This is a genomic window from Desulfosoma sp. (genome assembly GCA_037481875.1).
Classification (GTDB): domain Bacteria; phylum Desulfobacterota; class Syntrophobacteria; order Syntrophobacterales; family DSM-9756; genus Desulfosoma.
This window is the reverse complement of sequence record JBBFKY010000018.1, coordinates 1-11875: the sequence shown is the minus strand read 5'-3', so window position 1 is coordinate 11875 and position 11875 is coordinate 1. Positions and strand designations below refer to the sequence as shown.

The 11875-nt window shown below is 54.1% G+C and carries 9 protein-coding genes and 2 pseudogenes; 7 read left to right on the top strand and 4 right to left on the bottom strand.

All coding sequences use genetic code 11. The features are described 5' to 3' along the window. The 4 genes and pseudogenes from WHS46_14815 (at position 1) to WHS46_14800 (ending at position 2513) form a co-directional block, all read left to right on the top strand. Positions 1 to 268: pseudogene (locus WHS46_14815) on the top strand (hypothetical protein). A gap of 175 nt (positions 269 to 443) precedes the next feature. Beyond that, entirely contained in the window at positions 444 to 824 is a 381-nt protein-coding gene (locus tag WHS46_14810) for a hypothetical protein (protein ID MEJ5349947.1), read from the top strand. Positions 825 to 963: 139 nt separating this feature from the next. Further along, positions 964 to 1710 carry a class I SAM-dependent methyltransferase gene (locus WHS46_14805; protein ID MEJ5349946.1) on the top strand — a complete coding sequence of 249 codons (747 nt, stop codon included), beginning with the start codon at positions 964 to 966 and terminating at the stop codon, positions 1708 to 1710. A 569-nt stretch (positions 1711 to 2279) separates the two neighbouring features. Further along, complete coding sequence (locus tag WHS46_14800) at positions 2280 to 2513, top strand: hypothetical protein (GenBank protein ID MEJ5349945.1); 234 nt, start codon at positions 2280 to 2282, stop codon at positions 2511 to 2513. A 296-nt stretch (positions 2514 to 2809) separates the two neighbouring features. Here WHS46_14800 and WHS46_14795 read toward each other — a convergent pair whose 3' ends face one another. After that, positions 2810 to 5701 (bottom strand): HAD-IC family P-type ATPase, encoded by a 2892-nt coding sequence (locus WHS46_14795; GenBank protein ID MEJ5349944.1) that lies wholly within the window; start codon positions 5699 to 5701, stop codon positions 2810 to 2812. 273 nt (positions 5702 to 5974) lie between these two features. Here WHS46_14795 and WHS46_14790 point away from each other — a divergent pair, with 273 nt between their 5' ends. Next, entirely contained in the window at positions 5975 to 6277 is a 303-nt protein-coding gene (locus tag WHS46_14790) for a hypothetical protein (GenBank protein MEJ5349943.1), read from the top strand. Between the two features lie 656 nt (positions 6278 to 6933). On the opposite strand, the gene WHS46_14785 is transcribed toward WHS46_14790, so the two are convergent. Together WHS46_14785 and WHS46_14780 are read right to left on the bottom strand one after the other, a co-directional pair. Continuing rightward, entirely contained in the window at positions 6934 to 7407 is a 474-nt protein-coding gene (locus WHS46_14785; GenBank protein ID MEJ5349942.1) for a hypothetical protein, read from the bottom strand. A 167-nt stretch (positions 7408 to 7574) separates the two neighbouring features. Continuing rightward, positions 7575 to 8408, bottom strand: coding sequence for an OmpA family protein (locus WHS46_14780; protein ID MEJ5349941.1), 834 nt, complete (start codon positions 8406 to 8408; stop codon positions 7575 to 7577). A gap of 27 nt (positions 8409 to 8435) precedes the next feature. Between WHS46_14780 and WHS46_14775 the strand changes: the two genes are divergently transcribed. Continuing rightward, entirely contained in the window at positions 8436 to 8795 is a 360-nt protein-coding gene (locus WHS46_14775; protein ID MEJ5349940.1) for a hypothetical protein, read from the top strand. Positions 8796 to 9504: 709 nt separating this feature from the next. Here the strand turns inward: WHS46_14775 and WHS46_14770 are convergent. Continuing rightward, complete coding sequence (locus tag WHS46_14770; protein MEJ5349939.1) at positions 9505 to 10215, bottom strand: choice-of-anchor K domain-containing protein; 711 nt, start codon at positions 10213 to 10215, stop codon at positions 9505 to 9507. 279 nt (positions 10216 to 10494) lie between these two features. On the opposite strand from WHS46_14770, the pseudogene WHS46_14765 reads away from it, so the two are divergent. Further along, positions 10495 to 11821: pseudogene (locus WHS46_14765) on the top strand (IS1380 family transposase). The last annotated feature ends 54 nt before the right edge of the window (positions 11822 to 11875 follow it).

Here is an 11875-nt window from a genome sequence, read left to right as displayed (position 1 = left end):
CTTACAACATCTTGCGCATCCTGGGGCAAAACGGGCTCTTGGGCCGTTTTTCGCCAGCTCGAATCGGGCCAAACGGCGTCGCATCAAGACCGTGATCCAGGAACTGATCTATCTGGCAGGGCGCGTGATCCGAAGCGGTCGTCGGCTGAAGCTCCAGTTTGGTCGGCATTGTCCCGCCTTTCAAGCGTTTAGGATCGTCTTTCTCAAATTTTGCCCAGGGCAAGACAATAACAAGTCTCTGCAAGTTCATGACTCAATGACTCAATGACTCAATGACGTAATGACTTCATGACTTAATGACTCATTTTTCCCCCGGGTGAGGCAAAAGGGAGTCTTTGCAAGAGCCTGGATCTACTTTATGTTCATGTTGAACGGGGGCGAGGTATGCCCGAAAACAGCTCAATGATCCCAGTCATGACCACTTTTCTGCTACTGGAGAGTCAATGACTCGTGCGATTGGCAGAAACAGGGCATCGTCAACTGCTCAAAACGGTGTCATCATGTCCACAGCTCAGTTCGCTCCACCACACCTCACGGATTCAGGAGTGATAAAAGACACGTCAATCGGGTTCTTTGTTGTTGCAGGGATTCAAGGAGGAATTGGAGTATTTATTGCCCCTTCACTGATCATCGATGCAGTCTTAATCGCAGTCCCGGCGCTCATACTAGTGGGATGGAAAGCACGAGCAGCCGAAGTTTTGTTATTGATTCTCGCCAGCATCATAGCAATCACCACCTTCTTGAATAAAGCGGGTGTAATATCCGAAGGCAGCTCAAACATCTCTTGCGCGTATCGTGCTCTGGGCATGGGTACGTGCGACTGAAGCGGCATTTGAACTTCATGGCAAGTTTGCAGAGGAAAACGCCTGACAACCGGTTCGACGCCACCGGCTACGCCGGCGCGTGAACGCATTCGTTAGGCAGTGACCGAATCTATTCACCCCCGTAAGGAGATTTTCTGCATTGGACATTCCACGGATCTTCAACGTCATCGAACGTGCTCACCGCATCCATAACCCGTTCTCACCCGAAAAGCTTGCCACTCTCGGCGCTGCACTACGTTTGGAAAGGGGAACCCGGATGCTCGACCTCGGCAGCGGTTCGGGGGAGATGCTGTGTACCTGGGCACGCGATTATGGCATCGTCGGCACTGGTATCGACATGAGCCGGTTGTTCACCGAACAAGCAAAACTCCGCGCTGAAGAACTCGGCGTGGCTGACCAAGTCAAGTTCATCCATGGCGATGCTACGGGCTACGTCGCTGACGAGAAGGTCGATGTGGCAGCCTGTATCGGCGCCACATGGATCGGTGGAGGAGTCTCCGGAACTATCGAGCTTCTGGCGCAGAGCCTCCGCATCGGAGGGATCATCCTCATCGGCGAGCCCTACTGGCGGAAGTTGCCACCAACGGAAGACGTTGCCAAAGGGTGCCTAGCCGACTCAATCTCCGACTTTTTCACACTTCCGGAACTTTTAGCGTTTTTCGGTCGCCTTGGCTACGACGTCGTTGAAATGGTTTTAGCCGACCAAGATAGCTGGGACCGATACGAGGCGGCCAAATGGCTCACCATGCGACAATGGCTTGGGGCGAATCCCGACGACGAACTTGCGAAAGACGTCAGAGATAAATTGACCTCGGAACCAGTGCGCTACGTCACTTATACGCGTGAATACCTGGGCTGGGGTGTATTTGCACTGATGCAGCTGTGATGAAAGACTATCGGGTGACCCGGAAAATAGCGAAAATCCAGTTATGCCTAAAAAACATTCAAGCCGACGCCGTTTTGCGGCGCGGCTTGATTCAGGCGTTAGGACGTTGGACAAGGAAGCATTCACATGACTCATAGTGGACAGCCGTCGGCAGAGGTCCTCGGTTATCTGGTGACAGACCCAATCGACACGGCGAGACGGTACCGTTCTCGTCGCCTTTGCCCATTCAAGCACAAGGTGCCAAATTGTCCAAAAGACAAGGCGAAGAACCCCCTTGAACCGTCCAGTATCTCTCGATAATGAACGTGTCGTCACCTGTCCCATTCCATTCCGCCAGAACTGGATTATTGCTGACCATGCCGCTTCTTTCTTTTTTGAGGAAGGAGCCCGGGGGACTTCTGTGACAGAAGGACGTTTCCACGATGCCACCGGACCTATCGCCTGGGTGCCCGACTGCGCCGGGCCGTAACGCTCCTGTAGCGCAAGGGTTACTTTCGTCAAAGGCTCGAACAGGACGATTGGCAGGTGGAAGCTCCAGCGGCATAGGCCGTCGAAGGGTTGTTTGAGGCATGCTCACCGCGGGCTTCGATCCTTGTGGAAGGCGAACCGTTCATCTGTGGAGTTGGCGCTACGATGTCACGGGCGTCGGAGGTTTCACGGTCTCCATCTATTTTCTGGACGCCGATCTACCAAAGAACGCCGAGTGGGATCGCGGACTGAGCCAGTCTCTTTATGGCGGGGGCGAGCACTACCGGATTTCCCTTAAGGTGATCCTGGGCATGGGCGGGGTCAGGATGCTCTGAGCCCAGGATACACCGTCGCTCTACGAAAAACCGGAAAAGCACATCGTTCCCCATTAATACGGAAACCGCGAGCGCTTCATCGAGATGATGATGTATCGCAGCACCATCAACGGGTCGTTTTTCAACACTCAGAGGATGGTGCAGGAATACGTTCCGGATGGCTATTTCATCCGCTGAGATGAATCGGGCTCAAGCCCGATGCCTGCATTCACACGCCACTCTCCCCGCGCCGGCATTGAACGATGAGCCTGTACCTACGGCCCGCCCCATCCCGCTTTCCCATTCACGAGAGACCGTCACCGTTGGCCGGCGATGATTCTGCGCACGAGTTTGTCGATTTCCACCACCACCACGACGGTGAAGGAGAGAAGGGCGATCCGCATCCATTCCTCGAGAGTGATGGGCACCATGCCGAAGAGCCACTGCAGGGCCGGGTGATAAATGGCGGCAAGGTGCGCGCCAAAGGCGGCAAGGGTGCCGAAGAAAAGGAACGGGTTGCCCAAGGGATTCATCGTGAAAAGCGACTGCAACTCGGACCGGCTGTTGAAAGCCTGGAAGAACTGGAAGAAAACCGTGAGGGTCACGGCCATGGTCCGGGCCTTCTCGAGGGAGGCGCCCCGATTCAGGTCGTGGATGAATTCGTAGATGACCCCCGCCGAGATCAGCAGGGCCACGATGATGGTGCGCTCCACCATGAGGCGGTTGAAAATGCCGGATCGAGGAGGCCGCGGCGGCCGCTTGAGGACGTCTTTTTCTCCCGGCTCGAAAGCGAGCGCCACATCCTGCAGGCCGTTGGTGACGATGTTGATCCAGAGCAGCTGCGCCGGCAGGTAGGGAAGCGGCAAGCCGAGCATCACGGTGGCCAGGATGGTGATGATGGCGGCTATACCGGTCGGAATCAGGAAGAAAGTGACCTTGCGAATGTTGTCGAACACGACCCTTCCCAGCTCCACGGCCCGATAGATGCTGGCGAAGTTGTCATCGGCGATGACCATGTCCGAGGCTTCCTTGGCCACGTCGGTACCGCTCCTGCCCATGGCCACCCCAATGTGGGCCGCCTTGAGGGCCGGGGCGTCGTTGACGCCGTCTCCCGTCATGGCCACGATTTCGCCACGTTTGATGAGCTGCCGGGTGATGCGCAGCTTGTGCTGTGGCGAGACGCGGGCGTACACGGAGACCTTCTGGACCAAATGGTAGAGGTCGTCGTCGCTCATGGTCTCGATTTCCTTGCCGGAAAGCACGTTCCGCACGGCCCCTTCGGGTCCGGCCCTCTTGACCAGCGAAGCCAGAACGCCCTTGAGCAACCCCAGGAATTCCGGGTTGCTCATGGCCTGCACACGCTTAGCGGTGGCGCTTTCGGCCTCGCGAGATACCAGTCCCGAACGCACGGCCAAAGCTGTCACCAATTCTTGGAACAGTTCGAGGATCTCCTCGTCGCTCAGTGTATCCACCGGCTTGGACGTCAGATCCTCCACCGCCTCCTCTTCCGGTGCGATGCCGAGCTTCCTGGCGATGGCCAGGGCGGTGACGGCATGGTCCCCGGTGATCATCACCACCCGAATCCCCGCATCCCTGCAGCCCGCAACGGCTTCGATGGCCTCCGGCCGGGGAGGGTCGATCATCCCCTGCAATCCGACGAACACGAGATCGGATTTCAGGTCTGCCATGGTCATGTCCGTTTGATCGGCCGGGACTTCCTTGCAGGCCATGCCCAAAACACGCAGCCCCTGGCGCCCGAATTCCTCGGCCGTTCGCGAGAATTCCGCCGAGACTTCCGTTCGGCCTTGGGTGCACAGGTCCAATAGCTTCTCGGGAGCCCCCTTGACAAAAATCAGGTTGCGACGGTCCGCCCGGTGCAGGGTGGCCATGTACCCACGGTCGGATTCAAACGGAATGATTGCCAGTTGAGGGAAGGCCTCCCGCTCCCGCTCGGGGTCCATACCGGCCTTCATGGCCGAAACGATAAGCGCCCCCTCCGTGGGGTCCCCGTCCACCCGGTACTCACCGCCCTCCTCGTACACGCGGGATTCATTGCAGAGCAGTCCGATCCTGAGGATCAACTGAAGCTGCTCCGCACCGGCCAGGTCCACGACCTCCCCATCTTTGAGGATTCCACCCTCTGGGTTGTAGCCGGTGCCGGTAAACTCGTAGAGGGTTTGCCCGTCGTAGGCCTGCTTGACCGTCATTTCGTTGCGCGTGAGGGTGCCGGTCTTGTCGGAACAGATCACCGTCGTGCTGCCCAGCGTCTCGACGGCCGGAAGCTTCCGAATAATGGCGTTGCGCTGCGCCATGCGCGCCACTCCGATGGCCAGGGCGATAGTGACCACAATGGGAAGCCCCTCGGGGATGGTGGCCACCGTGGCCGCCACGGCTGTCATGAACATGTCCACGGCATCTATGCCCACCAGGATGCCGACCAGAAAGAGAAGCGTCGCGGCCACCAGGACGATGATGCCGATGGCGCGGGCAAAACGGTCAATCCGCTCCTGCAGCGGAGACTGCGCCACCCGTATCTCCTTGACGTCTTTGGCGATACCGCCCAGAACCGTCCTGGAGCCAGTGGCCACCACGACCCCCTTGCCCCGTCCGTTGACGATCACCGTGCCCATAAAGGCCATGTTGCGCTGATCGCCGGGCGTGAGGTTGTCATCGGGGATGGTTTCACTCTTCTTTTCAGCCGGGACGGACTCCCCGGTGAGCAAGGCTTCGTCCGCTTTGAGTTCGATGGTCTTTATCAGACGGACATCCGCCGGCACCCGCCCGCCGGATGCCAGGAGCACGATATCCCCGGGAACCAGCGCCTCGCCGTTGATTTCGACCTCTTTCCCGTCCCGGAGCACCCGAGCCTTGGCCACCACCATGCTCTTCAAGGCCTGGACCTGTTTTTCAGCCTTGAGCTCCTGAACGAATCCGATGAAGGCATTGAGGATCAGGACGGCGGCGATGACCCCGGTGTCCTTGTATTCCTCCAGGAGAAACGTGACCACCGCCGCGATGAGCAGAATGTAGATGAGAGGGCTCTTGAACTGGTGAAGGATGATCTTTATCAGGCTGATCCGCTCCACCTCGGCCAGCTTGTTCGGACCAAAGCGGCTCAGACGCTCCCTTGCCTCTTCTTCTTTCAGGCCGTGCTCCGAGGTGCCCAGTTCCGAAAGCACCGTATCGATGTCCCGCCGGTACCAATCCATGATCCATTCCTCCTGTCATATGCCGATGCGGGCAGCGGCCGCCATAACACAGACGGCGGTTGAGAACCATGCGACAAACGCAACGTCAGCAGAACATCATCGCACAGGCTGGTTTCTGCTGTCTTTCCTTTTCATACCAGGCGACTTCATCGAGATATCGGGGTCCAAGAATTCAAGGAAACCCGTGACGAGGATATACGCGAGAGGATACGCATTTACTTTCAGATAGATGATGAGTACGGGATGGCGTAGTTGCGTGTCAAGAAAAAACAGATGCAAGATGTTAGACGTCCTTGGCAGTCCATTGAAAAAATTTACTTTGTTGTGAAAACTCTACTGTATTGTCTTCCATTGATATTGGTTGTGGGGCTTTTATGTCTGGGGAAGAGCGACTTTGAAGCCGCCGAGGGGGTTGTCGGCGATGACGGCTTCCAAGAGGCTCTGGACATCCAAAAGGTCCCTTCGCAGGAAACCTTGCGACAGCGCTTCGAAAAGCACGCGAGATTTTTCGAACGTCTTGCCGGCGCCGCCGGCGTTGAACTGCTTGAAAGGACCCAGGTTCCCGTGCGTGGGTGACACGAGACCATGGAGAGGAAAATTCTCGGTTTCGGCTGGTGATCCGGGTCGCCGAGAGAATATTGGATGCCAAGGGACGTAGGCGGATCCAGCCCGATATCACGCTGGAGGGTTGGTGGACGTCTCTTTCCATCGATGAGGATCAAGGGATTTAGTTGTACTAGAAGCGAGGTCTGAGTGAGCCGTTTCACGGTGAGATCAAGTCCGATCTGGACTTGGAGCGATTGCCCTCTGGAAAGTTTGCTCCCAAGGCTCTGGTGTTGACCCTGGGCGGACTGGCTGACAACCTCTTGCGCATTCTGGGGCAAAACGGGCTCCTCGCCCATTTTCGCCCGCTCGAATCGGGCCAAGTGGCGTCGCGTAGAGACCGTGATCCAGGAACTGATCTTTCTGGCAGGGCGCGTGATCCGAAGCGGTCGTCGGCTGAAGCTCCAGTTTGGTCGGCATTGTCCCGCCTTTCAAGCGCTTCGGAATGTCTTTCTCAATTTTCGCCCAGGGCAAGACAATAACAAGTCTCTGCAAGTCCATGACTCAATGACTTAATGACTCAATGACTCAATGACTCAATGACTCAATGACTTAATGACTTAATGACTCATTTTTCCCCTGGGTAAGGCAAAAGGAAGTCGTTGCAAGAGCCTGGATCTATTCTTTTTTCACGTTGAACGGGGGCGAAGTATACCCGAAAACAGCTCAATGATTCCACTCATGAGCACTTTTCTGCCACTTGAGAGCTGATGATTCGGGCAAATGGCTGAAACAGGGCATCGTCGACGATTCAAAGCGGGGTCACCGCGCCCGCAACTCAGCTCGATCCAACACACCTCACGGATTCTGGCATCAGACAAAACATCAATGTCCCATAATGTTTTTAATGGCATAGAAATTGTTCTTATTCTTTTCCCGCCTTTAAACACTTGGATGCGGGAGTTTGTCTGATCGAGAATAAAGATCTCTCCGTTTGCACCAAGAGCAAAACTCATGGGACCTTCTGGATTCGCTTCAGATGGAGTAATTACCCCAATGTCATTGGGACCCGAACCAAATTTTGCCCTTACCACCTCCACCATCGTGACCTTGGAAGGGTTATTTTTCCCGAGGACTTGCGGCAGCGCGGAAAATATTGCCAAGAGACTCAATAGCGTCTACGTAATTGCTTTTCTCATCTCTTAACCCCGCACCGTGGACTGGCCCTTTCCCGTCATCTTCGTCTTAAACGTCTCTCTGTTATCCGTGGTATTTAGAGCATTTCAGAGCCGTGTATTCCTCCTCCCAAACAGCCTCTCACTAATTTCCCCTATTGCTCCACGAGTTCCACGCGGCGGTTCTTTGCGCGCCCTTCATCGGTCTTGTTCGTGGCCACAGGTGCAAGGGACCCCACTCCGTAAGCCTTAAGCCTGTCAGCAGAGATCTTGTATTTTGTCACAAGCTCCTTGGTCACAGCATCTGCCCTTGCCTTTGAAAGCTTAATATTGTAATCTATAGTTCCAACATTATCGGTATGTCCAACCACATAGAGTTTCACATCTTTATTCTCCTGAAGAAGTTTTGCGATCTCTTTGATGGCTGGTTCGGACTCAGGTTTGATATCAGCCTTATCGAAGTCAAAATAGATTCCATAAACTGAAGCACTGCCCTTTGCCTGAATATCGCTCATCAGGCTCTTTGCGTCCGCCACAACCTCCTGGACCATCGCCTCTTCCTCAACAATCGTAAGATAATACTGGTCGCCAAATGGGGATCTCACATGGACATAAAAGGTCTTCCCCTCTTTATCGAGTTTCAACCAAATATCATCAACTTTCTGAAATACTTTGACTCCTCCTATCTTCTTAATGGCATTTTCGAAGTTTCTGAGAACCTGTAATCCAGAAGGAGGCGTAACCCCTTCTTCTATGTGGTAATCTATTTTATAAAATTTGCCCTCCACTTTTACCTCTTTTCCGTTTTCATCTCTGAAATCTGCTTCAGCGAATTTGTGTTCCTGACAGGATAAAATGTAAAAATTGTCCATCCTTGTAAACATAGGATGGTCTTTGCAGCCTTTTTCATCTTTCTTTGCAAAGGCAATTCCGCAAAAAGCAAATACAAAAACGCCCAACATCAAAATTACTCTTTTTTTTCTTTCCATTACTTTCCTCCTCATCATGGCGGCTTCTTGATTTTAGGGGTAACACCGGACTCGGCCCACAATGCTCTGGAAACGCTTCTGAAGCTTCGCCGACACCCTAAGGTGCACTTCATCATCCAATGGAATCCACGCGGGGCGGACCGCCTTTCTTGGCGTGATCAGGCCTTCAGGGAGGGCCGTGTGACGGAGCCTCGGCCCGGCAAGAAAGTGGCGATCCTCAGCACATGGGTGACACGACACTATGGAGGGGAAAGCTATCGGTTTCGCCTGGTGATCCGGGTCACCGAGAGAATATCGGATGCCAAGGGACAAATGCTGATCCAGCCCGATATCTCGCTGGAGGGTTGGTGGACGTCTCTTTCTATCGATGATGATCAAGGGATTTAGTTGTACTAGAAGCGAGGTCTGAGTGAGCCGTTTCACGGTGAGATCAAGTCCGATCTGGACTTGGAGCGATAGCCCTCTGGAAAGTTGGCCGCAGATGCTCTGGTGTGGACCCTGGGCGGACCGGCTGAAAACCTCTTGCGCATCCTGAGGCAAAACGGGCTCCTCGCCCATTTTCGCCCGCTCGAATCGGGCCAAGCGGCGTCGCGTAGAGACCGTGATCCAGGAACTGATCTTTCTGGCAGGGCGCGTGATCCGAAGCGGTCGTCGGCTGAAGCTCCAGTTTGGTCGGCATTGTCCCGCCTTTCAAGCGTTTCGGAGTGTCTTTCTCAAATTTTGCCCAGGGCAAGACAATAACAAGTCTCTGCAAGTTCATGACTCAATGACTCAATGACTTAATGACTTAATGACTCATTTTTCCCCTGGGTAAGGCAAAAGGAAGTCGTTGCAAGAGCCTGGATCTATTCTTTTTTCACGTTGAACGGGGGCGAAGTATACCCGAAAACAGCTCAATGATTCCACTCATGAGCACTTTTCTGCCACTTGAGAGCTGATGATTCGGGCAAATGGCTGAAACAGGGCATCGTCGACTGCTCAAAACGGGGTCACCACGCCCACACCTTAGCTCGCTCCACCACACCTCACGGATTCAGGAAAGGTAGGACCAAGAATAATGGCCCTGCCTTTTCCCTCCTCCGATATAATATTCGTTCTATTTTCTAAAGAACTTCTTCCTCCTATAGCCTACCAATCCCAACAACCCAGACCCAAGTAGGAGCATCGTGGTGGGTTCCGGCACAAGATTAGGCTGGGTGCTCGGATTCAAAAATCCTAGATTTGGGTTTTCTACTGCGCCGAAGCCTAAGAAAGTCAACGAACCAAAGACTCCTAGAAGTTCCACTGAGGTTGAGTTTCCCTCAAAAACACGGAAGCTTCCGAATTCAGGATAATCCGGGAAATAGATGTAGTCCGCGTCTATATACGGGTTTATACCTCCGTTCGGGGTATGACCTAATCCAATTCTCAATGGGAATTGAAGATTGCTATAATCGTTCGGATCGACAGTCCCGGTATCTAATGTTAAGGTAATTTGGTCAATTTCTCCCCACGCGGTGGAGGCGTTTCTAAACCATAAGTATCCCATAACAAATGACTCCCCCACAGACGTATCGAAGTCAGCACCGAAAAAAGTAAGGGCTCCGACATTAAGGACAGGATCATTATTTGTAGGATGATCATTCCCCCAGGTTATTGCATTCGTACCTATCCCAGTATTATGGGGTTGGTCACGCGTGGGATTTAAGACTGGGTCAGTAAAAATCCCACTAAACGTTCCAGATATAGCAAACGCGTTCCCATTCATGAACATGAGCAATACAAGCACAATAAACATAAAGACTTTGGTTTTGATAATGTTGACCATTTGATTACCCCCCTTTCTTTAGATATTAGCCGATTCACAAATTCAAAGTGGAGTATTTTCGATTAACTATCCACCTCATCCTATCTCGATCGACCCATTTTTTCACTTTTCTTTCTGCTATCACCCCCTCGCCAATAATCGTTCTCCATCTATGGCCACACCTTAATCCGTGAGATTGTGTCTATACATAACAGTATCATGCCGCAGGTATCGTATTGAGGCTCATTCGCTTTTGTGCTATAGGATCTCTTGTCACAATTTCACCCGGCAGCTGCACTCATGAAAATAATGGAGAGTGAACAATCTTCGAAGGCCTTCTACAGCGGGCACCCGGGCGTGGTTCTTGTGGGCCATCTGATCAACGGCAGCAGGGACCTCTGCGAATGGTTGGAAAGGGAAGTTGCGGAACGGGCGGTGATCTCTCACGCGGATGTGGGCAAGACCTCTTTGGGGCTTTTGTGTCCCAGGAAAAGCGACGTTGAAGCCGCCGAGGGGGGTTGCCGGCGATGACGGGTTCTAAGAGGCTCTGGAATTCCAAAAGGTCCCTTCGCAGGAAACCTTGCGACAGCGCTTCGACAAGCACGCGAGAGTTTTCGAACGTCTTGCCGACGCCGCAGGCGTTGAACTGCTCGAGAGGACCCAGGTTCCCGTAACGGCTCTTTCCACGGGGGATGTGGCTTTGGACCTGGATGTTTTCTGCCTGGACAATTCCGACACAAAGAAAGAAGGGGTGTCGCGGACGTACCAGAACGAGGAGGGATACGCTCCGATTGCGGCCTACCTCCGCCAGGAGGGATGGTGTCTGGGCATAGAGCTTCGCCCGGGGTCTCAGCATTCCCAGAACGGATTTGTGGGGTTTGTGCGCAAGATGCTGGGGCGTGCTCGTAAGGTTACCCAAAGGCCCCTGCTGGTGCGAACGGACTCGGCTCACGATGCTCTGGAAACGCTTGTGGAGCTTCGCCGACACCCTAAGGTGAACTTCATCATCCAATGGAATCCACGCGGGGCGGACCGCCTTTCTTGGCGTGATCGGGCCTTCAGGGAGGGCCGTGTGACGGAGCCCCGGCCCGGCAAGAAAGTGGCGATCCTCAGCACATGGGTGACACGACACTATGGAGGGGAAAGCTATCGGTTTCGCCTGGTGATCCGGGTCACCGAGCGAATATCGGATGCCAAGGGACAAATGCTGATCCAGCCCGATATCACGCTGGAGGGTTGGTGGACGTCTCTTTCCATCGATGAGGATCAAGGGATTTAGTTGTACTAGAAGCGAGGTCTGAGTGAGCCGTTTCACGGTGAGATCAAGTCCGATCTGGACTTGGAGCGATTGCCCTCTAGAAAGTTTGCTCCCAAGGCTCCGGAGTTGACCCTGGGCGGACTGGCTGACAACATCTTGCGCATCCTGGGGCAAAACGGGCTCCTGGGCCGTTTTTCGCCCGTAAGGCATCGGGCCAAGCGGCGTCGCATCAAGACCGTGATCCAGGAACTGATCTCTCTGGTAGAGCGCGTGATCCGAAGCGGTCGTCGGCTTAAGCTCCAGTTTGGTCGGCATTGCCCCGCCTTTCAAGCGCTTCGGAGCGTCTTTCTCAAATTTTGCCCAGGTTGAGGCAAAAGGGAGTCGTTGCAAGTTCATGACTCAATGACCAAATGACTCAATGAC